Source organism: Glutamicibacter bergerei, from assembly GCF_054495185.1.
The window spans coordinates 2,764,374-2,789,932 of record NZ_CM137131.1 but is presented as its reverse complement, the minus strand read 5'-3'; the positions used below and the strand labels follow the sequence as shown (position 1 = coordinate 2,789,932).

Genomic DNA, 25,559 nt, shown 5'->3' with positions numbered 1-25,559 from the left:
CATGGCCCAACTTCAGGCAAACGATCTGACCCTGGCCTATGACAAGGTCACCATCGTCGACGAACTGTCCTTGGATATCCCCACCGGGGAAGTGACCATCGTTGTGGGGGCTAACGGCTGTGGCAAGTCCACGTTGCTGCGCGCGCTATCGCGACTGCTCAAGCCTGCCGGTGGCAAGGTGCTACTGGATGGCCAGGATATTCATACTAAGCCGGCCAAGGAAGTCGCTAAGACGTTGGGCTTGCTGCCGCAGTCACCGACGGCGCCGGACGGTATCACCGCCCGTGAGCTGATCAGCCGCGGACGCTACCCACATCAGGGTCTGTTCAAACGCTTCTCCGCCGAGGACGAGGCAGCAGTTAACCGCGCGCTGGAACTGACCGGGACCATGGAACTAGCGGACCGTGCGGTGGATGAGCTTTCCGGCGGTCAACGCCAACGCGTATGGATAGCGATGGCGCTGGCCCAAGAAACCGAGCTGCTGTTACTTGATGAACCAACCACGTTCTTAGATGTTGCGCATCAGCTTGAAGTACTCGATGTAATTAGTGAACTAAACCGCACGCGCGGAATCACCGTGGTGATTGTGCTCCATGATCTGAACCTCGCCGCACGCTATGCAGATCATTTAGTGGCCTTGCGTGAAGGAAAAATTTACGCCGCCGGTCACCCCAACGAGGTAGTCACCGAACGCACCGTCAAGGATGTCTTTGGAATGCCAAGCCGGGTAATCCCAGACCCGGTCGCTGGCACCCCCCTGGTGTTGCCTATCGGACGCCACCGGGTGTTGCGCACCGAAAACGTGCTCGCTGCCCAAGGCATTGTGCGCTCTCCAGAATTTGTTGAACTCACCAAATCGGCGGTCAAACAAGAACCTACGGTAGCTGACGAACTACAAACGCCGGTCTTAGCTCCGCAAGAGGTCGAGCCGGCGCAACTTCGTCCAGGAGCCGAGCACCTTGCCACCCTGGCCTACCAGTGCATGGTGATGCGCACACAGGACTTAACCCCTGCCTTCCGCCGGATCACCGTGGGAGGTACTGATCTTTCGCACTTCGGCACCAACAGTCACTCGCTAGATATGCGCATCAAGCTTTTGTTGCCACCTGCAGGCGGCTCGGCGCTCACCGAGGAGATCGCAGCGTTGCGTCCCGAGGCATTGTCCAGCCCGGCAGGGCAGGAAGGATGGTACCGGCGCTGGCTTTCCATTGATCCGAGTTCCCGCGGCTATATGCGCACTTACACCGTTCGCGCCTTCCGCGAGGTGGGACACCGCGACAACCTCGGTGATACCGCAGAGCTGGATATTGACTTTGTGATGCATGGGCAGGTGGTCAACGGTGCGCTGCAGGGTGGGCCGGCGACCGAATTTGCGGACAGGGCCCAGGTCGGGGACGAACTGCTCTTGCTCGGTCCGAACCGTGCGCTCAGTGACGAGACCTATGGTGGCATTGAATTCCGCCCCGGAGGCGCTCGCCGTGTGGTGCTGGCTGGAGATGAAACCGCAGCTCCGGCCATTTGCGCAATTCTTGAAGCATTGCCTGCCAATGTCACCGGGCATGCACTGATTGAGGTTCCGGATACCGACGATATCCTTGGCGCCTCCACCCGTTCAGGTGTTTCGGTACAGTGGCTGACCCGTGGCACTAACGAGCATGGGGTGTTGCTTGCCGCAGCGGTGAAGGACGTCGTAGCGATTCCGGCGGCCGGCGCGGTGCACACCGATGCGGATCCGGAAGATATTGACATCGATGAGCAGATCCTCTGGGAAACCGGGGCTGCGGAATCTGCACCGTTCTACGCCTGGATTGCCGGTGAAGCCGGGATGGTCAAGGAATTGCGTCGTTACCTAGTGCGTGAGGCAGGGATCAATCGCAAGCAGGTGGCTTTCATGGGGTACTGGCGCCGGGGTAAAACCGAGAACTAGCCCAGTCGAAGAAGGGTGGTTCCACAGGCAGCAGCATTGCCTGTGGAACCACCCTTCCGCGGTTTAAATTAGTTTTCTAACAGCGTGGGTCACCGGGTGCGTCTGCCACGAGGAGGCCCAAGATTCTGCTCAGTTCTGCCCGGTCATCGTCGCCGAGGGTGGAGAAAAATTCTTCGTGGCTTTGCTTCCGCTCGCCATGTAATTTTTGTAGCAGTTCACGCCCCGAATCGGTCAGCGTGATCAAGCTGGCGCGACGATCCGCAGGGTCGGGGGTGCGGGTGGCCAAGTCCTTGGCGACCAGCTGGTCGATGACCTCGGTGGTGGAGCGTGGGGCAATATGTAGCTTTTCGGCTAACTGCGAGTTGCGCATGCCTTCGGCATCGACGCGTCCTAACAGCATCATGGTACGAACTTGATGAGGTGTGATGTCGTAGGGGGTCAAGGCGTGGCGCCATTTACCACGAAGCATACGAGAACTGCGATTGAACAGGTCGACCAAGTCAGGGCCGGACTCTTGGGGAAGCATGTGCTTAAGCATAGGGTGTTTTTCCCAACAATTTCAAGATGGAACCACATAGTGAGGTTACCTCTGCTATTCTTGAGGTAATTAGAACAAGAAAGTCGGAGGTGCTCATGGTTGGAATGCCAATGGGTGGACTAGGTGGTGGCGCAGGCGGCACACGCCCGGGGAATTCCCAAAAAGATAAAGAATGGTTGCAGGACCATCCCGTCTCCCTGCGCCGCATTGCGGAACTTTTCCGTCCACATCTGCGCACGGTAATTTTTGTGATGCTACTGATCGTCGCATCATCGCTGATTGGCTTGGCACAGCCTTTCATCATCAGGGAACTGATCGATGTGGCCATCCCAGAGCAAAACGTCAAACTACTGTTGGCGTTGGCTGGTGGGCTGGTACTCATTGCCTTGGTAAACGCGGTACTCGGAGTAGTGCAGACCTGGAGAGCCACCCTGATGGGTCAAAAGGTCATGCATAGGTTGCGCACCGGACTTTTCACTCACCTGCAAAAACAATCTCTAGGGTTCTTCACCAATGCTCGCTCTGGCGAGGTGCAGTCACGGCTGACCAATGATGTCGGACAGATGCAATCGGTGATCACCAACTCGGCCACCTCAATCGCTTCAAACCTCACCACGGTGGTAGCTACGGCCTGCGCGATGGTTGCAATTTCCTGGCAGCTGAGCCTGATCTCGCTCGTGGTCTTGCCGCCGGCGATTATCTTGGCAAAACAAACAGCAAAACTGCGCCGGAAAATCACCGGGGCACGACAACGCGAAATGTCCACGCTCACTTCGATTATTGAAGAGCGGCTCAGTATCTCCGGGGTTCGTCTTGCCAAGGTGATGGGTACTGGCACCTTAGATGCCGAACAGTTCACCGACTCCAGCTCAAAACTCATAGATCTGGAAATGCGTAGTGCGCTCGCCGGACGGTGGCGCATGGCAGCGATGTCGATTATTTTCGCCGGGGTCCCGGCGATACTTTATATCGTTGCGGGGCTTCCGGTCACCGGGGATGGCATGAGCATTGGTACTCTCGTGGCCTTCACCGGGTTGCAGGCGGGAATTTTCCGGCCGGTGATGGGGCTGATGAGTATTTCTATTCAGTGGGTCTCGGCGCTGGCGCTCTTTAGCCGAGTGTTTGAGTTCCTCGACGCTGATCAGGCGCTGCCGGTACCAAACCAGCCACGTCGACTGGCCCATGATGCGGTGCGCGGTGACGTGGAATTCAAGAATGTAGATTTTCGGTATCCCGGGGCGCGTGCCAATACCTTGCGGGGGATCAACTTAAAACTCGAGCCGGGCACCATGACCGCGGTGGTCGGGGCTACCGGCTCGGGCAAATCAACGCTCGGATCCTTGGTCCCACGACTGTTAGATCCAAGCTCGGGCACTGTGAGCTTAGATGGTGTGGAGCTGCGCCAGGTCCAACCGCAGGACATCGCGGACGTAGTTTCCGTGGTGGCTCAGGAAAGCTACCTGTTGCACGCTAGTGTTCGCGAGAACCTGCTTTGGGCTGCCCCGAACGCCGATGAGCAACAATTGTGGAACGCTTTGGAAGCGGCACAAATCGCGGAGCTGATTCGCTCCCTTCCCGAGGGAATAGATACCCAGGTTGGGCAGCGTGGTCACCGCTTTTCCGGTGGAGAACAGCAGCGTCTGGCCATCGCCCGCACGATGTTGCGTCAGCCAAAGGTGCTGGTTCTGGATGAGGCCACCAGTGCCTTAGACACGGTCACCGAAGCACTGGTCCAACAAGCCTTGGATGAACTGGCTTTGGGACGTACCACCTTGTTGATTGCCCACCGATTGAGCACCGTGTTGCGCGCTGACAAAATTGTAGTGCTCGACGAGGGGCAGATCATTGAGTCTGGAACCTTTGAAGAGTTGGTCAAGCTGGACGGTAAATTTGCTCGGCTGGTAAACAATAGCGAGTTGGCCCAACAGCGCAGCTAGTCCGCTGGAACGCTCTCTGGTTCTCGCGGTGTAATTGCGGCTAAAATCTTAGGTAAGGCAGTTTCTAGAGCCGCGTGCTCCGCAGGAGTTAGCGAATCAAAGAGCGACTGGCGAACGAACTGCACATGTAATGGCGCTGCCTCGCGGATTGCCTGCCAGCCTTGCTCGGATAATCCGATCTGGTGACCTCGGCGGTCTAGGGTGTCAGAACAGCGAGTGATAAGCCCTTTAGCTTCCATGCGGCGCAAAAGGTGTGAGAGTCTGGAGCGGTCCCAACGCAGCTCGTTAGCCACCTCCGCAGGGCGTAACGAAGTCTCTTTCGACTCGGAGAGCACCGCGAGGACCGAGTACTCGCCTGATTGCATGGCCGAATCTTGGGAAAGCTGACGATCCATGGCACTGGGGAACTGCCAGATGAACTCGCGGATGATTTGCCAGAGGTTCTGCTCGCGTTCGTTGAGCCAGCGAGTATCTTCGGATCCCATGTTTTCTTTTCTCCTATGTGCAAAGAGTAGTGAGTGGCACACTCTCAAAGTTGTTGACACATCAATCATCTCGTGTAATGTTGTTTTTAGCAAGACTTGATGACGCGTCAATCATAATGAAGTGGCGCACTACAATGCCAGGGAGCAACAAGATGTTGAAAATCGCTATTATTACCGGATCCACCCGCCCAGGACGTAACAACCACGGTGTGGCTCAGTGGGTATTGGAACAGGCTCAGCAGCGCGATGACGCCAGCTACGAGTTGGTGGACATCGCCGATTACAACTTGCCACTGCTAGACGAAGCGTTCCCTGCCGCGTACCAGAACTACCAGAACGAAGCCACTCAACTCTGGTCGGTAAAGATTGCCGAGTTTGACGGGTACATCTTCGTTACCCCTGAATACAACCATTCGATCGCACCGGCACTGGCTAACGCGCTGTCCTACCTGAATGCGGAATTCACCAATAAGGCAGCCGGCATTGTGGGTTACGGCTCGGCTATGGGAGCCCGCGCGGTAGAGCACCTACGCGGTATTCTTTCCGAACTGCAGATCGCTCATGTGCAGAAGACCGGCATGTTCTCGCTATTTAGTGACTTCGAGAACTTCTCAGAATTTAAGCCAACCGAGCAGGCATCCGGATCGGTACACCCTATGTTTGACCAGCTTATTTCCTGGGCTACCGCAATGAAGACAGTTCGCGCCTCCGCCTTGGTCAACGCCTAAACAACCCTCGGATGAAGCACGGGAAGTTTGCAAGATAACATCGTGTGCATTGCGGGACAGCACACTACTTTTCGACCAGCCTCAGCGTTAGCCTGTGAATAAGCAGGTTGCAGAAACCAAGGGCAAATCTTCAGGAGAGATCATGAGCAACGAATTTTCGACTAAAGGCGCATACGTCACCGGTGGCGAGTTCACCAGGGACACCAACTACATTCAAGATCGCATCGTGGCAGATTCTCGTCCCGAAGCTTTTGCCGCAGGAGAACCTCAGAGTTCCATCGGTCACCCGCAAGCAGGCCTGGGTGAAGGAGCACAACTGTGGCCAGTTGAAGCAGGACGCTACCGACTCGTTGCAGCGCGTGCCTGCCCATGGGCCAACCGCACACTGATCGTGCGCCGACTGCTCGGGCTAGAAGATGCCATTTCTGTCGCACTGCCAGGTCCCACTCATGATGCGCGCAGCTGGACCTTCGACCTTGATGAGGGCGGCAAAGACCCGGTCCTAGGCACCGAACGAGTCCAAGAAAATTACTTCAAACGATTCGCAGACTACCCGCGTGGGATCACCGTCCCGGCAATCGTGGATATTCCCACCGGTGCCGTAGTCACCAACGACTACCCTCAAATCACCTGGGACTTCTCTACTCAGTGGAAGGAATTCCACCGTGAGGGAGCACCCAACCTGATTCCCGAAGGTTCGCTGGAAGAAATGCTGCCACTGATCAAACGCATCTTCACCGAGGTGAATAACGGCGTTTACCGCGCAGGATTCGCCGGCGGTCAGCAGGCGTATAACGACGCCTATGACCGGCTATTCACCACGCTGGACTACTTGGAAGAGCGTCTTGAAACTCGACGCTTCCTCATGGGAGACCACATTACCGAAGCGGATATCCGGCTGTTCACCACGCTGGCACGCTTCGACCCGGTCTATCACGGTCACTTTAAGGCAAACCGCAATAAACTAACCGACATGCCAAACCTGTGGGGTTATGCCCGGGACCTATTCCAGACCCCAGGTTTTGGCGACACCACAGACTTTGAGCAGATCAAGGCCCACTACTATGTGGTCCATGAAGATATCAACCCCACCCAGATCGTGCCCAAGGGCCCAGACCTGAGTAACTGGCTCGAATCCCATGGACGTGAAGAACTCGCTACCTCGGGTCCTTTCCTCGATGGCACAGCGCCAGATGAGGTACGCCCCGAAGAACGGGTGACCGCCGGACACAACCCGTTATACCCGGCCTAAATTTCCGCACCAAAAACTAAGCAACTCAGCAACAGCATAAGACTGAGACGAAGTCCCGGTGGACCACCTAAAAAGGATCCACCGGGACTTTGCGCGTTAAAAATAGAACATCAGCACGAAGGTCGTCTATAGATGTGGGGTGGACATGGCAGGATTATTAATATGACGATCATTGCGGCAGCTGACGGTTCTGCTCTTGGTAACCCTGGACCTGCGGGGTGGGCCTGGTATATCGATGACAATAACTGGGGCTCCGGCGGTTGGGACCACGGAACCAACAACATGGGTGAACTCCAAGCGGTACTCGAACTCTTCCGAGCCACCGCCAAGGAACCCGAAACCGAACTAAGAATCCTGTGCGACTCCCAATATGCGATTAATTGCATCAGCAAGTGGATGCCGGGATGGAAGAAAAAAGGGTGGAAGAAGTCCGACGGCAAGCCGGTACTCAATCAGGAGATTCTGCGCGAACTCGATACCGCGATTGTCGGACGTAAGTACACCTTCGAGTGGGTTAAAGGCCACGCCGGTCATCAACTCAACGAAGAAGCAGATGACCGTGCTCGTGCCGCGGCCACCGCGCATCAAAGCGGTAAAACGCCAGATCCAGGACCCGGCTACCTCGGTTCAAGCGCACCGGCGACAGCTGGCGCCCCAGCGCCGCAGTCCGAGACGGACTGCGCTGCCGAAGAAAATGCGAGCCTAGATGTCACCGGAACCGTATTCGAATTGGAACAGGGACTGCTCGACGCACAAGTACGCACGAACTTCACCGAGGTTAACGATTTCCTGCATCCTAGCTACCAGGAAATTTGCCGCGACGGTTCACTCTTAGACGTCAGTACCGTGCGTACAATCCTTGAGAGTTCAGGCACCTTGCCGGAAACCGGCCCGGTACAACTACTGACCGCCCGCCTACTGGATACTTCGCTGGTGCTCATCGCTTATCGGATGAACCCCGCCAACTCACCGGTTCTGGTGTGCTCTTCGTGGTGGCAACAAACCAACGCAGGCTGGAAACTACGGTTCCGCCAAGAAACAGTCGAAAACCAAGCATAGATTTTTATCAACTGATACTAGTGTTAGTTGATAAGTAACAAGCACTTAAAGGATTTTCATGCATTCGGTTATTTCTGAAGATTTCGCACCACTTGCCGAAGCGCTCGAAGCTCGGGCCGCAGAAGAAGAAAATTACTCAGCCCAGTTAGCTATTTACCACCGCGGAGAATTGGTGTTAAGCCACAGCGTCGGCGAACACCTCTCCGGTGACGGACTGACCTGCATCTTCTCCTGCACTAAGGGTTTGAGCGCACTGGTAATCGCGCTACTGATCCAAGACGGTTTGCTTGATCCGACCGCTCCTATCGGTACTTATTGGCCAGAATTTGCTATCGGCGGCAAAGAAAAACTTAGCGTCGGAGAAGTGCTCAGCCACCAAGCTGGCGTGCTGGGCGTTCCCGGAGGGGTCCCCAGCGAAGTCCTGTTGAACTCGGCCGAATACGCCAAGGTCCTCGCCTCAATGCCAAGCATCTGGCCACTGGGTCAGAACATCGTGGGATATCACGCAATCACCATGGGCGTACTCATGGAGGAGCTCGTTCGCCGGGTGACCGGAGAAGAACTCAAAGACGTCTACGAAAAGCGTATTCGCGGACCACTAGGCGTGGACGCCTATATCGGGCACGGTCCAGAGATTGAACCGCGCTACCGCGACGTGTTGCCTGCCGCCGATCAAGCACCTGCCTTCATGGATCCATTCTCGCCGACCGGACTATCGGTGAACTCCACCTCAGGCTTCGCCCTAGAATCCGGTCCGGTCTACAACTGGCACGAGCTAGCCAACTCGGCGCAGGTGCGCCGCTTGGGTCCAGCATCCATGGGTGGGGTGGCCAACGCCGAGGCGCTCGCCGGGATTTACGCCGCCTCCTTTGGCGCAGTACCGGCCCTTGGCGTGAGCAAAGGATTGCTCAGTGCCGATACCTGGGCTCAGGTTTCTACCGAACTTGTGTACGGGCCAGACCGTACCAATGGACTACTGCAAGCATTCGCCGTGGGCTTCATGAAGGCCACGGCCCGCAATGATTACGGCTCAATCTTCGCCTACGGCCACGACGGGGCGAACTCATCGTTGGCTTTCGCTGATCCGGCCTACCAGCTCGGCTTTGGATTCATCCCTTCACGCAATGAAGGACCCAAGGACATTTCAACTGGTGTGAAGCTCAGCCAGCTGGCACGCCAGCTCATCTTGGCGAAGGGAGCAAAGTGAAATTCCTTGCGCTAGGAGATTCCTTCACCGAAGGCGTCGGAGATACCAGCATGGTGCGCCCGAATCGGGTGCGCGGCTGGGCGGACCGAGTCGCCGAAGTATTGTGCACCCAAGGTGATTGGCAGTACGCGAACCTGGCGATTCGTGGCAAAAAGATTGGTCAGGTCATCAATCAGCAACTCGACGCAGGGTTGGCACTGAGACCGGATCTGGTAACTATCTATGCCGGCGGGAACGATATTTTGCGCCCCAGCGCCGACCTGGATGCCCTGATGCGCGGTTATGACGGAATGGTGCGTCGCTTCATTGAGGCAGGCAGTACCGTGGTGCTCTTTACCGGTTTTGATACCGTCGACTCGCCACTTTTTAACAAGACTCGGCCACGCACGGCGATCTATAACGAGAAGATCCGCGAAATCGCTGATAACCACGGGGCGATCGTGGCAGATTACTGGCGCTGGAGAGAATTTTCTGACCTGCGTTACTGGGCCGGTGACCGTCTGCATATGAACGAATTTGGCCACACGCTGATGGCCTACAAGGTGCTGGAACTGCTTGGAAAACACAACATCGCAGACCCGCAGTGGGTAGAGCAAATCAATCTTCCTGGCTTACCTGAGCTCCCGGTTAATTCGCGCGGTGAAAGATTACGCCAAGACATGGGCTGGGCGAGAGAGCATTTAGGTCCATGGGTTAAACGCCGGCTTACCGGTACTTCTTCGGGGGATACCTTGTCAGCGAGGTACCCCGACTACGTCAAACTGTCCTAAAAGACGCGATTGTTTGCATTTATGAACCGGGAAGGGTTTGAAGTCTTGGACTAGCCTCGCGGTAGCAGGTAAGATGTGACTGTGTCTCAGATCATTAGAGCTGGGCCGCAGCCTTCGACGGATGGCGGGAGAGACCCGTTCACACCATGGATGGGCGCCGTAGGAGCAATTCCTCCCCAGGAAACTCTCAGGCCCCCGTACCGCCATCACGAGGCAACTCTGGAAAGAAACCGGCCCGTTCCGGTTCACCGAAGGTGCAAGCAACCGGCTTTGTTGGTCGGATGTGTAAAACTCTCAGGTTATGAAACAGGGATGGGGAGGGACAGAGACCTTCCTTTGGCATGCGCCAAGACAGATCCCCCTGGAGATAACTGCACCATGACTATTACGCAGACCTCGGCATCCACGAGTACCGAATTCGTGTCACGCCACATTGGCCCACGTCCGGCCGATGTAAACCACATGCTCTCGACGCTGGGTTATTCCAGCCTCGATGAGCTCATCGACACCGCAGTTCCGGCTGATATCCGCCAGGCTTCTGCCTTGGATCTTCCCTCGGCACTGAGCGAAACCGAAGCGCTGGCTCACCTGCGCGGCTTGGCTTCCAAGAACGTGATGAAGACCCAGATGATTGGTCAGGGCTTCTACGACACCATCACCCCACCAGTGATCCGTCGGAACATCGTGGAAAACCCAGCGTGGTACACCGCTTACACCCCGTACCAGCCAGAAATCTCGCAGGGTCGCCTCGAAGCGCTACTAAACTTCCAGACCATGGTCATGGATCTGACCGGCCTGCCCATCGCTAACGCCTCGATGCTTGATGAATCTTCATCGGCAGCCGAAGCGGTGCTGATGATGCGCCGTGTCAACAAGAAAAAGGGCAATGGCAAGACCGTCCTGGATTCAAATATCTTCCCGCAGACCATCAAGGTCATCCAGGGACGCGCGGATGCGCTGGGCTTTGAAATCGAAGTTGCCGACTTGGCGCAGGGTCTGCCCGAGGGTGAAATCTCCGGTATCGTGCTGCAGCAGCCGGGCAACGACGGCTCTATTGCCGACCACAAGCAGATCATCGCGGCCGCCAAAGACGCCGGCGCGATGGTCACTGTTATCGCCGACCTGCTCGCGCTGACCATGATCACCCCTCCGGGTGAGCAGGGCGCGGATATCGCAGTGGGCAACACCCAGCGCTTCGGCGTGCCACTGTTCTTCGGTGGCCCGCACGCAGCCTACTTCGCCGTGGCTGACGGTCTGACCCGCTCCATGCCAGGTCGTCTGGTTGGCGTCTCCAGCGATGACGCCGGCACCCCTGCTTACCGTTTGGCACTGCAGACTCGCGAGCAGCACATCCGCCGCGAGAAGGCCACCAGTAACATCTGTACCGCACAGGCACTGTTGGCAATTTGCGCCTCGATGTACGCCGTCTACCACGGCCCAGCAGGCCTAAAGATGATTGCTAGCCGTGCACACAACCACGCACGTGTCATCGCCAGCTCACTGGTAGCCGGTGGCTTCACTCTGGCCAGCGACTCGTTCTTCGACACCGTAGTAGTGAACGTCGACGATGCACCAGCGATCATTTCCAAGGCCGCTGAGTCGGGCGTGAACCTGCGTAAGGTTTCCGAAACCCAGGTGGGTATCTCCACCGATGAGGCCACCACCGCGGCGATTGTTCGCTCGCTGGCAGAGGTCTTCGGGGTTGAGCTATCTGCACCAGAGGGCTTCGACATCCCAGAGGGCCAGGTTCGCACCAGCGAGTTCATGACTCACCCAATCTTCAACACCATTTCCTCGGAAACCCAGATGATGCGTTACCTGCGCCGCCTGGCCGACCGCGACCTGGCGTTGGATCGCACCATGATCCCACTGGGCTCATGCACCATGAAGCTGAACTCGGCCGCCGAGATGGAATCCATCACCTGGCCAGAGTTCGCTTCGATCCACCCATACGCTCCGGCCGAGCAGACCGAAGGCTGGCGCGAGCTGATCACCGACCTTGAGGGCCGGTTGACCACCATTACCGGATACGCTGGCGTTTCGATCCAGCCAAACGCCGGTTCCCAGGGCGAATACTCGGGGCTGCTTGCCATCTCCGGTTACCATGCCTCCCGCGGCGAAGGACAGCGTAATGTTTGCCTGATCCCGGCGTCGGCCCACGGCACCAACGCGGCCTCCGCGGTACTTGCCGGCATGAAGGTTGTTGTCGTAAAGACCGCGGCAGACGGCACCATCGATGCGAACGATCTTGATGCCAAGATCGAGGCGAACAAAGATGTCCTTTCGGCCATTATGATCACCTACCCATCCACCCACGGTGTCTATGACGCGGACGTACGCGAAGTCTGCGACAAGGTCCACGCCGCCGGTGGTCAGGTCTACATCGACGGTGCAAATATGAACGCACTGGTCGGTCTGGCTCAGCCAGGTCAGTTCGGTGGCGACGTTAGCCACCTGAACCTGCACAAGACCTTCTGCATCCCACACGGTGGTGGCGGACCAGGTGTTGGCCCCATCGGTGTGGGCGAACACCTCGTGCCATTCTTGCCAGGTGACCCATCGGATACCTATTCCGAGCGTGACGGTGTGCCGGTAGTGGCTACCGCGTTCGGCTCCGCCGGCGTACTGCCAATTTCTTGGGCTTACATTGCCATGATGGGTGGCGACGGGTTGACCGACGCGACCAAGACCGCGATCCTGAACGCCAACTACATTGCCAAGCGCCTGAACGAGTACTACCCGGTACTGTTCACCGGTAACAAGGAATTGGTAGCTCACGAGTGCATCTTGGATCTTCGCGAATTGACCGCGAAGACCGGAGCTACCGCAGAAGATGTGGCTAAGCGCCTGATCGACTTCGGTTTCCACGCACCAACGCTGTCCTTCCCGGTTGCTGGCACGCTGATGGTTGAGCCAACCGAGTCCGAAGACCTGGTCGAGATCGAACGCTTCATCGAAGCGATGATCACCATCCACCAGGAGATGCAGGAAGTTCTTGCAGGGGTCTACAGCATCGAAGAGTCGCCACTGCGCAACGCTCCACACAGTGTCTCGGCCGTAGTCAACAGCAGCTGGGATCGTAAGTACTCCGTAGAGCAGGCAGCCTTCCCGGTCGCCAGCCTCAAGCGCGATAAGTACTTCCCGGCCACCGGACGCATCGACGGTGCAGCTGGTGACCGTAACCTGATCTGCTCCTGCCCACCTCCTGAAGCCTTCGAAGACTAGGACATCGTGATGACTGATATTAAGCACACAGAGTTACACGAGAAGCACGCCGAATTAGGCGCTTCGTTCACCGACTTTGGTGGCTGGGATATGCCACTGAAGTATGGTTCGGAACTAGCCGAGCACAAGGCAGTACGTTCCACCGCGGGCCTTTTTGACCTCTCCCACATGGGTGAAGTTTGGCTCACCGGCCCCGAAGCCGGCGTGGCACTGAACACCGCGCTGGCTGGCAACCTCGCGGTGATGAAGGTCGGCAAGGCTAAATACTCGCTGATCCTCAATGAAGACGGAAAAATCATTGATGACCTGATCGTTTACCGCCTCGGCGAAGAACGTTTCCTGGTGGTTCCAAACGCGGGCAACGCACCGGTAGTCGCCGCCAAGCTGGCAGAACGCGCAGCTGGCTTCAACGTGGTCGTTGATGACGCGTCCGCACGCACCTCGCTGATCGCGGTGCAGGGCCCGAACGCAGAAGCGATCGTGTCCGCACTGGCAGCCGATGAGCAGACCGTGAACGCCGTGAAGGAATTGAACTACTACGCGGCAATCGAAGTAGTTCTGGGCGGCATCGACGTGCTGCTGGCACGCACCGGCTACACCGGTGAGGACGGCTTCGAACTGATCATCGCCAACGAGGACGCCACCGCGATCTGGGACAAGACCGTGGAAGCAGGCAAGGATCACGAGTTAGTTCCTTGTGGCCTGGCCTCACGTGACTCGCTGCGTTTGGAAGCTGGCATGCCGCTATATGGCAACGAGCTGTCCGTTGACCGCACCCCATTTGACGCTGGATTTGGTCCGGTAGTTTCCTTCAAGAAGACCGAAAACTTTGTTGGTCGCGAAGCTCTTGAAGCACTGCGAGGACAAACCCCGGCACGCAAACTTGTTGGCCTGAAGGGTCTAGGCAAGCGTGCAGGCCGTGGCGGATACGCCATCGTCAAGGATGGGGAGACCATTGGTGAGATCACCTCCGGTCAGCCATCGCCAAGCCTGGGCTACCCGGTAGCTCTAGGTTACGTAGATGTTGCATTTAGTGAAGTTGGAACTGAGCTAGATGTCGACCTTCGTGGCAAGACTTTGCCATTTGTGGTCGTAGAACTGCCGTTCTACACCCGAGCCAAGTAACGTTTAACCTAAGCGGGCGTCGTAAAGACGCCCACCATTTCCCTTGGGAGAGGAATTATCGTGAGTAAAGTTCTTTCATCGTTGCGCTACTCGGCCGAACACGAGTGGATCGATGCAGCATCACCAGCCAAGATTGGCATCACCCAGGTAGCTGCCGACGCACTAGGCGACGTGGTTTACGTTGACCTTCCAGAAGTTGGCGACTCCGTCACCGCAGGCGAGACCTGTGGCGAAGTTGAGTCCACGAAGTCGGTTTCCGACCTGTACTCGCCAGTGACCGGCACCATCGTTGAGGTCAACCAGGAAGCCGCCGATAACCCGGCAATCCTGAACGAAGACCCATACGGCAACGGCTGGCTGTTCACCGTTGAGGTCAGCGAAGAAGGCCCACTGCTTTCCGCAGTAGATTACGCCAGCGCGAATGGTGGAAACGTCGAGTAATGAGCAATACAACTTTTGAATCCCTGGCCCCTGCGTCCTTGACGCAGTCGCTAGCGGAGCTAGATCCAGAGATTGCGCAGCGTATCGATGCCGAGCTGGCTCGTCAGCAGCGTGGTCTGGAAATGATCGCTTCGGAGAACCACACGGCGCAGGCAGTGATGCAGGCGCAGGGTTCGGTACTGACTAATAAGTACGCTGAGGGTTACCCGGGTCGTCGTTACTACGGTGGTTGTGAAGAGGTTGACGTTATTGAGACGTTGGCTATTGAACGGCTCAAGGACCTGTTTGGTGCGAAGTTCGCTAACGTGCAGCCGCACTCTGGTGCGCAGGCTAACGCGTCGGTGTTCCACGCGTTGGTTCGCCCGGGCGATACCGTGATGGGTTTGAACCTGGCTCACGGCGGTCACCTGACTCACGGGATGAAGATCAACTTCTCGGGTCGTTTGTTCAACATCGTTCCTTACGGTGTGGATGAGACGACTTACGAGGTGGACATGGATGAGGTGGAGCGCCTTGCCGTGGAGCACCAGCCGAAGATGATTATTGCTGGTTGGTCTGCGTATCCTCGTCAGTTGAACTTCGCTCGGTTCCGCGAGATCGCTGACAAGGTTGGCGCGTACTTGTTCGTTGATATGGCGCACTTTGCTGGCCTGGTCGCTGCAGGGTTGCATCCTTCTCCGGTTCCGCATGCGCATGTGGTGACGTCGACGACCCACAAGACCCTTGCGGGTCCACGTGGTGGCATTATTTTGTCGAATGATGCGGATATTGCGAAGAAGTTGAATTCGGCGGTGTTCCCTGGTCAGCAGGGTGGTCCGTTGGAGCATGTGATTGCTGGTAAGGCGGTAGCCTTCAAGATTGCTGGGACGCCAGAGTTCAAGGAGCGCCAGGAGCGCACCTTGGCTGGTGCACGCATCTTGGCTGAACGTCTGACCCAGGAAGACGTTGTTGCCAAGGGTATCAGCGTGTTGACCGGTGGCACCGATGTTCACTTGGTACTCGTTGACTTGCGTAACAGCGAGCTGGACGGTCAGCAGGGCGAAGACCTCTTGGCACAGGTGGAAATCACCGTGAACCGTAACTCGGTTCCGTTTGACCCACGCCCGCCAATGGTCACTTCCGGCCTGCGTATTGGTACTCCTGCGTTGGCGACTCGTGGTTTTTCTGAGGCTGCTTTTGTTGAGGTTGCGGAGATTATTGCGCAGGCTTTGATTGCTGGTGTTGATGGCAATACTGCTGTCTTGCCAGAGCTTAAGGAACGAGTGCTAAAGCTCGCCGAGGCTCATCCACTGTACCCGGAACTTAAAAAGGTTTCCGAGTAACAGCTTCTGATTGAAGGAGGGGCCCGGAAAGCGGAAACATCGCGTTCCGGGCCCTTTGTCTCTCTCGCATCTGGCACCCACAGAAAATGCGAGGCACGGGGACGAACCACAAATTTCTACCCCACCACACAATTATTTGGTGCTTGCAGTACCGAATTCTCTCTGTTCTAAGGAAGTGACCCGTCATGGCGGTCAGCGTATTTGATTTGTTCTCGGTTGGTATTGGACCATCTTCCAGCCACACCGTGGGACCAATGCGTGCGGCGCACGCATTCGTGGCCCAGGTGATTCGTGAAGGCCAGCTTGAAGCCCTCACCTCCCTGCGCATTGATGTTTACGGTTCGCTCGCAGCGACCGGCCGGGGTCACGGAACCTTCACCGCAATCATGCTTGGACTCGAAGGGTACGAGCCAGAAAATATTCTGCCAGCCCAGGTTGATGAGCGCTTGGCACAGATGGAACAAAGCGGCGTACTTCGCTTTGCGTCCCAAATGGATGCTCGCAAGGACCTGAACTACACCGTCAACGACATGATTCAGCACCCGTTGACGGTCTTGCCGCGCCATACCAACGGCGTAAAGTTCATTGCTCTTGATGCAGCGGGCGAAGAACTACTGAACGAAACGTTCTTCTCTGTCGGTGGCGGATTTATTGTGCGCGAAGGCGCCGAAGAACGCCTTGAAAAAAACCTCGAAGAAAAGGTCAAGCAGCAACCGTACCCGTTCACTACCGCTGCACGATTACTGGAACACTCAAAGAATTCTGGCAAGTCAATTGCCGAGATCATGATGGCCAACGAAGAGACCTACCGTACTCGCGAAGAAATTCGTTCGGGTCTGGTTCATATTTACAAGGTCATGGAGGAGTGCAAAGACGCCTCCTTGGAACGTACCGGCGTGCTTCCCGGAGGACTCAAGGTTCGTCGCCGTGCCCCAGAGTGGCATGAGCGTTTACGCAAGGAAGATAAAGACCGTGATCCGGTGTTCTGGCAGGAATGGATCAACCTGGTGGCACTGGCAGTCAATGAAGAAAACGCTTCGGGCGGGCGAGTTGTCACCGCACCAACCAACGGTGCTGCCGGCATCATCCCAGCAGTACTCTTCTATGCAACCCATTACGCCCCGGGCGCTAAATACTGGAACGAAGAGGAAAAGGATGACGCTGTAGTGCGCTTCCTACTCACTGCTGGCGCCGTAGGTGTGTTGTACAAGGAGCAGGCTTCGATTTCGGGTGCCGAGGTTGGTTGTCAGGGTGAAGTTGGTTCTGCCTCATCGATGGCGGCCGGTGGCCTCGCCGAAATCCTCGGCGGTACTACAGCTCAAGTAGAGAATGCCGCAGAGATCGCCATGGAGCATAATCTTGGACTGACCTGTGACCCCATTGGAGGTCTAGTGCAGATCCCGTGCATCGAGCGTAACGCGATTGCAGCTTCTAAGGCCGTGAACGCCGCAAAAATGGCGTTGATGGGAGACGGCGAGCACCACGTTACCCTGGACGAAGTTATCATCACCATGCGTGAAACTGGCAAGGATATGAGCGATAAGTATAAGGAAACTGCGATGGGCGGTTTAGCCGTCAACGTTGTCGAATGCTAATTCGATAGGTTGCAAAGAGCGTGTGGTGACTGCTGGTCACCGCACGCTCTTTGCGTTGGCGGATGTGATCTTGTCGTGCTGATGTCCTTTATGGGTGCGGAAGGTGATAGAAATGAAGCAAGGTGTTTCTCGGGCGTAAGCCCGGACCTATTCAAGGAGGTGAGCTGCATGGACGATGGTTCTAGTCGATCTATGTACACGCGACCTCCCTTTTTCCTTCTTTAAGCTGAGCCTAAGTGCTGGGTTAAACGGTGGGGTATCGCGCTTCGATTCCTTTTCGTTTCGCTTCATTCGTCGCGCGAAGACCGAATGACTTGTCACCCGTTTGTTTTCCGGGTGGCGATTCAATTGTGCTTCGTATTATTTCCCGGAATGACGCGTCTAAACACCGTTTGGACTGATCCTTATGCGCTCTTCAATTCAAGTAGACTTCTCGACCATTTCCTCGCAGATTCAAGATCTTTTAGAATCACAAGATTTCAAAGAACTCGCTGCGCTCCTGCGTGAGCTGAACTTGCCACAAACCCTGCAACAACTTCATCGGCTCTCGGCCAAAGAAATGGCCATCGCTTATCGACTGCTAGCTAAAGAACAGGCGCTGGCGGTCTTTGCACGCTTAGAGCCGGCCCTGCAAGCCGAACTTATCAGCGGCTTGCAACACGATACGGTCAGCGAAACCTTCGCAGTCATGGCTGCCGATGATCGCGTGGCGCTCCTCGATGAGTTGCCTGCCCATCTAGCGGCAACGCTGCTGCAAGGGCTGGACTCAGCACAGCGAGACGAGGTCAATGTGTTGCTGGGGTACCGTGCCGGAGTCGTGGGCCATCTGATGAATCCATACTTTGTCATCACCCACCCAGAGCTGACCGTGCGCGAAAGCATGCAACGAGTGCGCGCCAAACTTGAGACCGCAGAAAGCGTTTATACCCTCGTAGTCACCGATTCGACACGTAGGCTACGTGGCGTCGTTTCATTGCGTGATCTCTTGGCAGCAAAGGAAGAGCAACTAATCTCGGAGCTGCTGACCCCTGGCGATGGCGTTAGTGCCGAAGAACCAGTGCTGGAAGCTGCCCGTCAGGTGGTATTGAGCCAAGAATTACTGACCCCGGTGGTAGATTCTGAGCGTCGTGTGGTGGGCGTGTTCAGTCATTCTGATGCGGTCTCGGTGCTAACCAATTCCGATGAACAACGAGCTGCTCGTAGTTCGGGTGCCGAACCATTAAGACGACCTTACTTGAGCACCACGATTGGTTCTCTCGTCAGAAGCAGGATCGTCTGGTTGTTGGTCCTTGCCGTCGGTGCGACGCTCACCGTGCAGGTACTTTCGAATTTCGAAGAAACTCTCGAATCAATGGTTACCCTGAGCTTGTTCATCCCGTTGATGGTAGGTATCGGAGGAAATACCGGAAACCAGGCGGCTACGACAGTCACTCGGGCGCTGGCGATGGGCGATGTGAGGGTGGGGGACCTTGGGAGGGTCTTGCTGCGTGAACTTGGTGTGGGACTGATGCTCGGATTGAGTTTGGGAACTATTGGTTTCGGCGTAGCCGGATTCATCTTCGAATGGTCCATCGCGATGATCATTGGGATCACACTGGTGGCCCTGTGTACTATCGCGGCCGGAGTCGGTGGAGTGATGCCAATTATTGGCAAATGGCTAAAAGTTGATCCCGCTGTATTTTCCAACCCATTTATCTCCACCTTTGTCGATGCTGCCGGTCTGATCGTGTACTTCTCCGTGGCAGTGGCTGTTCTAGGACACTGATACCTAGCTCACAAAGCTGGTTATCAAGGAATAATTACTTGAACTGAAACGTCACACTAGGCATGCCTGAAAGCAAACTTTTTACCCCAGTCACTATCCCAACGAAGGCCGGAAAGGGACTAACACTACGCAACCGCGTGGTCCTGCCTCCCATGTGCCAATACGTGATCGATAAGCAAGATGGTGTACCCACTGCGTGGCAATTGGCGCATCTTGGATCTATGGCTCACGGCGGTTTTTCACTGGTGATCGCCGAAGCTACCGCGGTAGCCGCCGAAGGACGCATCTCGGATCGAGACGCCGGACTGTGGAATGACCAGCAGGTTGAAGCGTGGAAGCCAATCACCGAGTACATCCGTTCCCACGGAGCCGCAGCTGGCGTCCAGTTGGCTCACGCCGGAGTTAAAGCTTCAACCTATGGCTGGTTGAAAGAACTCGAAGATCAGGGCAAGGTCGGCAGTCTCAGTGCAGAAGATGGCGGCTGGGAAACCTTCACGTCCAGCGCCGAGGATCTGTACGGGCTAAATCCGGGCACCGAGATGACTGTCGAACAGATCGCCAGTTCCGTTCAAGATTGGTCCGAGGCTGCCAAGCGTGCAGACGCTGCAGGATTTGACCTGATTCAGATTCACGCCGCACATGGTTACCTGATTCACCAGTTCCTCTCACCACTGTCCAATAAGCGCACCGACCAGTACGGTGGCAGCTTTGAAAATCGCACCCGCTATTTGCGCGAAGTCGTGCAGGCCATCGTCAAGGTTTGGCCAGAGCACAAAGCTTTAGGCATCCGCTTCTCCGGTGAAGACTGGGTTGACGGTGGTTGGCGCATCGCGGACACCGTGAAAATTGCCACCGAACTCTACGAATACGGTGTGCGAGCATTTGATCTGTCCAGTGCCGGAATCGGGGCTTTCCACGGCCCTACCGGCCCCGGCTACCAGGTCCCGCTTGCTCAAGCAGTGAAGCAAGCCTTGCCGGAAGACGCTTTTGTGACGGCTGTGGGAGTCATCACCGATGCGGTCCAAGCCGAACACATCTTGGTGACCGGCCAGGCTGACGGTGTCAGCGTGGGACGCGCCGCACTGGGCGATCCGCAGTGGCCAAATCGTGCGGCTGAGCAGCTTGGCGCACAAAAATCTCACCCACCTCAGTACTGGCGCGGGCGCTGGTAATAAACCTAGGTCGGGTAACGATTTTGAGTTAACACGTGGGATCTTTGTGCTTTGCTCTTCCCGCTATCGACGTGCGATGTTACGTTAGTCACACGGATCTAGTCGCACCGCGACCAGGAGTCGCGTGCGGAAGGGAGTCAGCATGGCACTACGCGCGGATTCTAATGGAATCGACGCTTCGCTCTATCGGAAAACTGGTTCATGGTGCACCGCCTTGGTGGATGCATCGCTCGGAACCACCGCAGCGCACGAAGCAGCCGACCGGCTGCCGGGGGAAGTAGCTAAACTACTGAAGAGCCAGCAGGCCGGTGCCGCCGACATTGAGGCACTCACCAATGCCATAGAAGCCACTAAAGGGCTTCGTGCGCCGGTAGCTCGCTTCGTGGCAGTTCACGATGGGGCGGTGGTACTCAACGAACTCATTCCGGGGCTAAAAGTCGATTCCGCCGCCGTGGACGTGGGGCCATTCCCGAATTTCACTGCGCTTGCCAGAGCTCGAGGGGGAGCTTTCTCCTACCTCGTGGCCGAGGCCGGACGTGACGGGGGAGAAGTTCATCTATATAACACCGCCTCGCCAGAACGTGTAGCTAGCCGTGGGGTTGTTGGATTACCCGAAGAGATTCACCGGGCACGTAAGGTACCTAGCGAATATGATCAGCCAAAAAATCAGTCCGCAGCAGATGAGATGGCTCGGCGAAATGCCGAAGAAGTCGCCGAGCTCATCGCCGAAATGGCTAAGGACACCTTTGTTCGGCTGATCGTGCTTTCGGGCGATGTGAAATCGCGTGAAACGATTGCTGGGATGCTTCCGGGGGCGTTGAAACCCTATGTCGTAGTTCTCGATTCGCATACGCGAACCGGGGGCGCTGATTCCAAGCAGGTTGATGAATCAATTTCACGGTTGATTTCCGAAACCCATGACGCGGCAGTCGCAGAGCTGGAGCAGCGCGTATCGGCACAAACTGGTAATGGCCGGGCTCAGCTGGCTGTGGGTCTTGCCGAAGTGGTTTCGGCCTTGCAATCTGCGCAGGCTGAAGTTGTTTTGGTAGGTCAGTATCAAGACGAACACACCTTACGAGCCCTGTCGGGAGAACCATGGGTGGCGCATGAAGAAGGAGATGATCATGCGGACTTGGTGATTGGCCAATGGCCAGCACCGGAGGTTCTGCTTCGGGCTACAGCCTTGACCGATGCGACGATCCGCTACGTTCCGGACTCCATCTTGCCAGCGGACGCAGGAATCGTGGCGTTACTGCGTTGGGCTAAAACCTAAAAGATCAAAAAAGCGTCGCCGGTGAGAATCTAAAAATCTCACCGGCGACGCTTTTCTCTGTCTGCGCTAAAGCTAACGGGCTGGGGGAGGAGGACCGTTGATCTCGTCCTCGGTGGTGCCCTCTGCAGAAGAGGGAAGCTGTTGCGGGTACTGAGCCGGGTAAGCTGCCTCTTGCTCGGTGGCCGGAGGAGCCCAGTACGCCTGCGTTGGTGTGCCAGCAGGATAGTGAATCGGCCATGGTTGCAAGAGCTGTGGGGCTTGGCGCCTAGGTTCGGGACCGGCGGTGCGCTGCAACGCATAACGCTTAGCCACCTGGAGCAGAACGTAGGCCACTAGCGTGGTAAATGCGACCGAGGTCAGCAGACTCGAAAGGGAAGACTCCGAGGAATTAATATCAATTGAACCCGCGGCGCCGAGCAAAAATAGTCCCACGTTGTTGATGACGTGCACGGCAATCGCCGCTTCGAGACCGCCGGTGCGCCAGGTGAGGTAACCGGCGACTATGGCAAAGAAAGCAACGTCTAGTAGGCCATAAATATCGTAGAGGTGTCCTGCGGTAAACAGTGGAACCGGGAGCAAAATCGCGAACAATGGATGCTTGAGCCAGCTACCAAGAGTTTGCATGAGCAGGCCACGGAAGACTAGCTCTTCGGCAGCCGCTTGGAATGGCACCAACAATAGGACCAGTAGGGCGAAGAACAAGGGATTAGCCGGAATGTTCTCCGGCGGAATTTGTGCTGAGGCCACTGCTCCGGTGGCTTCTAGTCCAAGGCTGATCCCGAAATAGAGGGCATAGAGCACCAGACAGATGCCCGTGCACAGTCCCAACCAGCGCCAGCGCATCTTTCCGGTTACCGAGAAAAGTAATCCTACCGGTCGGGGGCCGAGGAATAAGTATGCGAGGTAAGCTACCGGTATGAGAGCTATCAATGAGAGCATGGTGAACAAGAAAACGAATGGGTCTGCCATGTTCATTGCTTCAAAAGCAAGCATGATCTGATTGTTCGGATCATCAAGCTGGCTGCCCAAGCTGCTAAAGAGCACGATCAGGAGCCCAACGAGCAAGATGACGGTCAACACAACATAAAAGCCTACGGCCGTTCCGAGCAGGGCCAAGGGGCGCCACCAGGCATACTCGGAATTGCGGCGCATCAGCCGATGATATTCATACTTAGGTTCTTCGGTGTTAATATTGCTCGGTGAAGTCCCGTGGTTCTCAGACAAGCTCATAGAACAATCTTCGCCCCGAAGAGGGCAAATAGGCATGAGCCTTGCGGAGGATTTGTTGAGTCATCCTTTGGGGGTGTTCCTGATAACGAGTTCAGTTTCGCTGACTAGACTTGGGCGCGACGAGTTTTGATTAATCCTTTGAGGAGTGCACCGACCGTGGGCCACAGTCACAATCACGATCAGCCGATTCTGCAAGATCCTGCGAGGAGACGCCGAGCATCAATTATTTTGTGGGCATTGTTAGCCCCGGTGGGTGCGTTGGCCCTAATTATGGTGATTGCGCTGTGGCCGCAAGGCAACTATGACCGTTTTGCTTTGGACGGGGCGATGGATACTACCGGTGGCGCAAGTATGCAGGTGGGCACGGTGACAAGGTCATTAATTCAGGATTGCCCTTCAAGTATGGGACTTGAAGAAGTTGGCGGTAAAACACTGGAATGCAATGTCACCTACCTGATGCCCGATAGTGGCGGAGCCGAAATTGCGCTAGAGATTCCGCCCGAACAGTTGCACTCTCGCGAGGCCCGGCCGGGAGATCAAATTCGATATCTAGATCTTTCTGCGGTGGGATCTGATAGCGGCAGCCCCTATGTTTTCGTGGATTTTGTCCGCACCTTACCGATGTCACTGTTAGCCGTGGCCTATGGACTGGTCGTGGTGCTGGTGGCCGGGTGGCGCGGAGCGCGTGCGGTTATTGGGCTTGTGGGCGGAATCGCGTTCATGATCATCTTCATGGTGCCTGCCCTGTTGGAGGGCGGAAATCCTGTACTGATCGCACTGACCGGGTCTACAGCGATTATGTTTGTGGCGTTGTATTTTGCTCATGGACTTAACGCAAAAACTTCGACAGCGCTATTGGGCACACTCTTTGGTTTGGCGGTGACAGCTGGACTTGCGGTGTGGCTGACAGATGCCGCAGCGCTAACGGGCGCGAACGATGAACACGCGATGACGCTGTCCACGGTGGTACCCCAGATTTCCCTACCTGGCTTACTCATTTGCGGCTTGCTGGTCGGTGGTATGGGCGTGCTCAATGATGTGACCATCACCCAGTCGGCCACCGTATGGGAGCTGGCTGAGACCGCGCCACATGCCACCGCCAGGGAACTATTCTTCAAGGGGATGCGCATCGGGCGCGATCATATTGCCTCGACCGTTTACACAATTGCCTTCGCCTATGCCGGCGCGGCCCTTCCAATTCTCGCGATTGCGGCACTCAGCGACCAGAGCTTTGGCACTACTTTGAGCTCTGGTTCAATGGCAGAAGAAGTGATTCGAATTCTTATTGGTTCCATTGGCTTGGTACTTGCGATTCCGGTGACTACAGCCATCGCCGTAGTAGTCGTCAAGGCGACTGGCACGGGTGGCGCTCACGGGAAAGCCAGTGTGTCGTCAGGGCGCCGAGCAAAGCTAAGTGCGAATGATTCTCAAAACTAATGTAGAATAGTTCTCAATAGCGTGCTGTGTGAATGGAGACTAATAGATGAAAAAACGTGGATTATTTACCTCAATCGTAGCGATCCCGCTTGCCGGGCTGCTTCTGGCCGGATGCGCCACTGATGATGCTTCGGGAACATCAAGTTCGGGCGAAGCCTCGGCTAACGGGAAAATAGAGTTAGTGGCCACGACAAACGTCTACGGGCAGATTGCTCGCGAGATTGGAGGCGAACACGTTGCGGTTACCGAAATCATCACCTCTCCAGCTCAGGATCCGCACTCGTATGAACCAACCGCCAGAGACAAACTCACCGTCTCCAAAGCGTCAGTGGTGCTGGCCAACGGCGGAGGGTATGACCAGTTCATGGACTCCCTGGTCAGCTCGCTTCCTGCAGATAAAGCGGACCAAGTCCATCTGATCCATGCGGTGGATTCTTCCCCGGTGGCCAAGGAGTACGGCGATGAGTCGGCGCATGATGAACACGCGACGGACGAGCACTCTGCAGATGAGCACGCGGCGGATGAACATGCGGGCCATGACCACGCGGAATACAACGAACATATCTGGTACGACTTGGACTCAATGCAGGCACTAGCTACCGAACTTGCCACAGAGCTGGGACATGCCGACCCAGACGGCGCGAGCGACTATGAAGCGAATGCCAATACTTTTGTTCAAGGAATCAAGGATCTACGTGAGCAGCTCACGGCTGCGAAGCTTGCCGGACGCACCTACGCGATGACCGAACCGGTCCCATTCCACCTGCTTGAAGATGCTGGAATGAAAAATAAGACCCCTGCCGGACTCAGTGAAGCAGTTGAAGGCGGCGCAGGAATTGCTCCGCTGTCGCTCAAGGAGCTCAGCGATTCGTTGAAGGCGGGCAAGATTGGCGTTCTTGCCTACAACGTGCAGACCGAAGGGGCGGAGACCGCCTCCTTACGTTCAAACGCTGAGACCGGTCAAGTCCCCGTGGTGGACTTCCGCGAAACAATCACCGATGACTCAAATTACCTTGTGTGGATGAAGAAAAATATTGATGCTTTGTCCTCCGCGATCAACGGGTAATCACT

The 25,559-nt window shown here is 56.2% G+C and carries 20 protein-coding genes and 1 riboswitch; of the genes, 17 read left to right on the top strand and 3 right to left on the bottom strand.

The annotated features are described in order from the left end of the window. Position 1: 1 nt before the first annotated feature. Positions 2-1,927, top strand: coding sequence for an SIP domain-containing protein (locus tag ACX5K5_RS12950; RefSeq protein WP_096255638.1), 1,926 nt, complete (start codon positions 2-4; stop codon positions 1,925-1,927). 76 nt (positions 1,928-2,003) lie between these two features. Here ACX5K5_RS12950 and ACX5K5_RS12945 read toward each other — a convergent pair whose 3' ends face one another. Next, complete coding sequence (locus tag ACX5K5_RS12945) at positions 2,004-2,465, bottom strand: MarR family winged helix-turn-helix transcriptional regulator (RefSeq protein ID WP_096255637.1); 462 nt, start codon at positions 2,463-2,465, stop codon at positions 2,004-2,006. A gap of 95 nt (positions 2,466-2,560) precedes the next feature. Here ACX5K5_RS12945 and ACX5K5_RS12940 point away from each other — a divergent pair, with 95 nt between their 5' ends. Further along, positions 2,561-4,402 (top strand): ABC transporter ATP-binding protein, encoded by a 1,842-nt coding sequence (locus ACX5K5_RS12940; protein WP_308422385.1) that lies wholly within the window; start codon positions 2,561-2,563, stop codon positions 4,400-4,402. On the opposite strand, the gene ACX5K5_RS12935 is transcribed toward ACX5K5_RS12940, so the two are convergent. Beyond that, entirely contained in the window at positions 4,399-4,887 is a 489-nt protein-coding gene (locus tag ACX5K5_RS12935) for a MarR family winged helix-turn-helix transcriptional regulator (protein ID WP_346059328.1), read from the bottom strand. The two genes, ACX5K5_RS12940 and ACX5K5_RS12935, sit on opposite strands and share 4 nt — an antisense overlap. A gap of 152 nt (positions 4,888-5,039) precedes the next feature. Between ACX5K5_RS12935 and ACX5K5_RS12930 the strand changes: the two genes are divergently transcribed. The 13 genes from ACX5K5_RS12930 (at position 5,040) to ACX5K5_RS12870 (ending at position 21,821) form a co-directional block, all read left to right on the top strand. After that, the gene (locus tag ACX5K5_RS12930) at positions 5,040-5,615 is read left to right on the top strand and encodes an NADPH-dependent FMN reductase (RefSeq protein WP_459174492.1); all 576 of its coding nucleotides are present in this window, start codon (positions 5,040-5,042) and stop codon (positions 5,613-5,615) included. Between the two features lie 142 nt (positions 5,616-5,757). After that, positions 5,758-6,867, top strand: a complete 1,110-nt coding sequence (locus ACX5K5_RS12925; RefSeq protein WP_096255631.1) for a glutathione S-transferase family protein — start codon at positions 5,758-5,760, stop codon at positions 6,865-6,867. A gap of 162 nt (positions 6,868-7,029) precedes the next feature. Beyond that, positions 7,030-7,926: an RNase H family protein gene (locus ACX5K5_RS12920; RefSeq protein ID WP_459174491.1), complete on the top strand. Its 897-nt coding sequence runs from the start codon at positions 7,030-7,032 to the stop codon at positions 7,924-7,926. A gap of 58 nt (positions 7,927-7,984) precedes the next feature. After that, a complete protein-coding gene (locus ACX5K5_RS12915) occupies positions 7,985-9,133 on the top strand; it encodes a serine hydrolase domain-containing protein (RefSeq protein WP_096255628.1) in 1,149 nt (382 codons plus the stop codon). Further along, positions 9,130-9,903, top strand: coding sequence for an SGNH/GDSL hydrolase family protein (locus ACX5K5_RS12910; RefSeq protein WP_459174490.1), 774 nt, complete (start codon positions 9,130-9,132; stop codon positions 9,901-9,903). Before ACX5K5_RS12915 ends, ACX5K5_RS12910 begins: the two co-directional genes overlap by 4 nt. 115 nt (positions 9,904-10,018) lie before the next feature. Continuing rightward, a riboswitch (glycine riboswitch) is annotated at positions 10,019-10,116 on the top strand. A 165-nt stretch (positions 10,117-10,281) separates the two neighbouring features. Continuing rightward, entirely contained in the window at positions 10,282-13,128 is a 2,847-nt protein-coding gene (gene gcvP, locus ACX5K5_RS12905; RefSeq protein WP_459174489.1) for an aminomethyl-transferring glycine dehydrogenase, read from the top strand. A gap of 9 nt (positions 13,129-13,137) precedes the next feature. Next, positions 13,138-14,253 carry a glycine cleavage system aminomethyltransferase GcvT gene (gene gcvT / locus ACX5K5_RS12900; RefSeq protein ID WP_096255625.1) on the top strand — a complete coding sequence of 372 codons (1,116 nt, stop codon included), beginning with the start codon at positions 13,138-13,140 and terminating at the stop codon, positions 14,251-14,253. Between the two features lie 60 nt (positions 14,254-14,313). Then, the gene (gene gcvH / locus ACX5K5_RS12895; RefSeq protein WP_188682898.1) at positions 14,314-14,694 is read left to right on the top strand and encodes a glycine cleavage system protein GcvH; all 381 of its coding nucleotides are present in this window, start codon (positions 14,314-14,316) and stop codon (positions 14,692-14,694) included. Further along, positions 14,694-16,016, top strand: coding sequence for a serine hydroxymethyltransferase (gene glyA, locus ACX5K5_RS12890; RefSeq protein WP_096255622.1), 1,323 nt, complete (start codon positions 14,694-14,696; stop codon positions 16,014-16,016). The genes gcvH and glyA overlap by 1 nt, the downstream gene beginning before the upstream one ends. Before the next feature lie 185 nt (positions 16,017-16,201). Then, positions 16,202-17,611 (top strand): L-serine ammonia-lyase, encoded by a 1,410-nt coding sequence (locus ACX5K5_RS12885; RefSeq protein ID WP_096255621.1) that lies wholly within the window; start codon positions 16,202-16,204, stop codon positions 17,609-17,611. 406 nt (positions 17,612-18,017) lie between these two features. Continuing rightward, complete coding sequence (gene mgtE, locus ACX5K5_RS12880; protein WP_096255619.1) at positions 18,018-19,376, top strand: magnesium transporter; 1,359 nt, start codon at positions 18,018-18,020, stop codon at positions 19,374-19,376. A gap of 62 nt (positions 19,377-19,438) precedes the next feature. Next, positions 19,439-20,548, top strand: coding sequence for an NADH:flavin oxidoreductase/NADH oxidase (locus tag ACX5K5_RS12875; RefSeq protein WP_459174488.1), 1,110 nt, complete (start codon positions 19,439-19,441; stop codon positions 20,546-20,548). 142 nt (positions 20,549-20,690) lie between these two features. Next, positions 20,691-21,821, top strand: a complete 1,131-nt coding sequence (locus ACX5K5_RS12870; RefSeq protein ID WP_346059323.1) for a baeRF2 domain-containing protein — start codon at positions 20,691-20,693, stop codon at positions 21,819-21,821. A gap of 72 nt (positions 21,822-21,893) precedes the next feature. Here ACX5K5_RS12870 and ACX5K5_RS12865 read toward each other — a convergent pair whose 3' ends face one another. Next, positions 21,894-23,051: a CPBP family intramembrane glutamic endopeptidase gene (locus ACX5K5_RS12865; RefSeq protein WP_459174487.1), complete on the bottom strand. Its 1,158-nt coding sequence runs from the start codon at positions 23,049-23,051 to the stop codon at positions 21,894-21,896. 156 nt (positions 23,052-23,207) lie between these two features. On the opposite strand from ACX5K5_RS12865, the gene ACX5K5_RS12860 reads away from it, so the two are divergent. Together ACX5K5_RS12860 and ACX5K5_RS12855 are read left to right on the top strand one after the other, a co-directional pair. Then, positions 23,208-24,488: a YibE/F family protein gene (locus ACX5K5_RS12860; RefSeq protein ID WP_096255613.1), complete on the top strand. Its 1,281-nt coding sequence runs from the start codon at positions 23,208-23,210 to the stop codon at positions 24,486-24,488. 46 nt (positions 24,489-24,534) lie between these two features. Then, positions 24,535-25,554, top strand: a complete 1,020-nt coding sequence (locus tag ACX5K5_RS12855; protein WP_096255611.1) for a metal ABC transporter solute-binding protein, Zn/Mn family — start codon at positions 24,535-24,537, stop codon at positions 25,552-25,554. The last annotated feature ends 5 nt before the right edge of the window (positions 25,555-25,559 follow it).

Bases quoted from the DNA above. Each gene is read 5' to 3' on its own strand.
- ACX5K5_RS12930 (WP_459174492.1), top strand. From the start codon at position 5,040: ATGTTGAAAATCGCTATTATTACCGGATCCACCCGCCCAGGACGTAAC.
- ACX5K5_RS12935 (WP_346059328.1), bottom strand. From the start codon at position 4,887: ATGGGATCCGAAGATACTCGCTGGCTCAACGAACGCGAGCAGAACCTC.
- glyA (WP_096255622.1), top strand. From the start codon at position 14,694: ATGAGCAATACAACTTTTGAATCCCTGGCCCCTGCGTCCTTGACGCAG.
- ACX5K5_RS12950 (WP_096255638.1), top strand. From the start codon at position 2: ATGGCCCAACTTCAGGCAAACGATCTGACCCTGGCCTATGACAAGGTC.
- mgtE (WP_096255619.1), top strand. From the start codon at position 18,018: ATGCGCTCTTCAATTCAAGTAGACTTCTCGACCATTTCCTCGCAGATT.
- ACX5K5_RS12925 (WP_096255631.1), top strand. From the start codon at position 5,758: ATGAGCAACGAATTTTCGACTAAAGGCGCATACGTCACCGGTGGCGAG.
- ACX5K5_RS12915 (WP_096255628.1), top strand. From the start codon at position 7,985: ATGCATTCGGTTATTTCTGAAGATTTCGCACCACTTGCCGAAGCGCTC.
- ACX5K5_RS12920 (WP_459174491.1), top strand. From the start codon at position 7,030: ATGACGATCATTGCGGCAGCTGACGGTTCTGCTCTTGGTAACCCTGGA.
- ACX5K5_RS12885 (WP_096255621.1), top strand. From the start codon at position 16,202: ATGGCGGTCAGCGTATTTGATTTGTTCTCGGTTGGTATTGGACCATCT.
- gcvP (WP_459174489.1), top strand. From the start codon at position 10,282: ATGACTATTACGCAGACCTCGGCATCCACGAGTACCGAATTCGTGTCA.
- ACX5K5_RS12870 (WP_346059323.1), top strand. From the start codon at position 20,691: ATGGCACTACGCGCGGATTCTAATGGAATCGACGCTTCGCTCTATCGG.
- ACX5K5_RS12865 (WP_459174487.1), bottom strand. From the start codon at position 23,051: ATGAGCTTGTCTGAGAACCACGGGACTTCACCGAGCAATATTAACACC.
- ACX5K5_RS12945 (WP_096255637.1), bottom strand. From the start codon at position 2,465: ATGCTTAAGCACATGCTTCCCCAAGAGTCCGGCCCTGACTTGGTCGAC.
- gcvT (WP_096255625.1), top strand. From the start codon at position 13,138: ATGACTGATATTAAGCACACAGAGTTACACGAGAAGCACGCCGAATTA.
- ACX5K5_RS12940 (WP_308422385.1), top strand. From the start codon at position 2,561: ATGGTTGGAATGCCAATGGGTGGACTAGGTGGTGGCGCAGGCGGCACA.
- ACX5K5_RS12875 (WP_459174488.1), top strand. From the start codon at position 19,439: ATGCCTGAAAGCAAACTTTTTACCCCAGTCACTATCCCAACGAAGGCC.
- ACX5K5_RS12855 (WP_096255611.1), top strand. From the start codon at position 24,535: ATGAAAAAACGTGGATTATTTACCTCAATCGTAGCGATCCCGCTTGCC.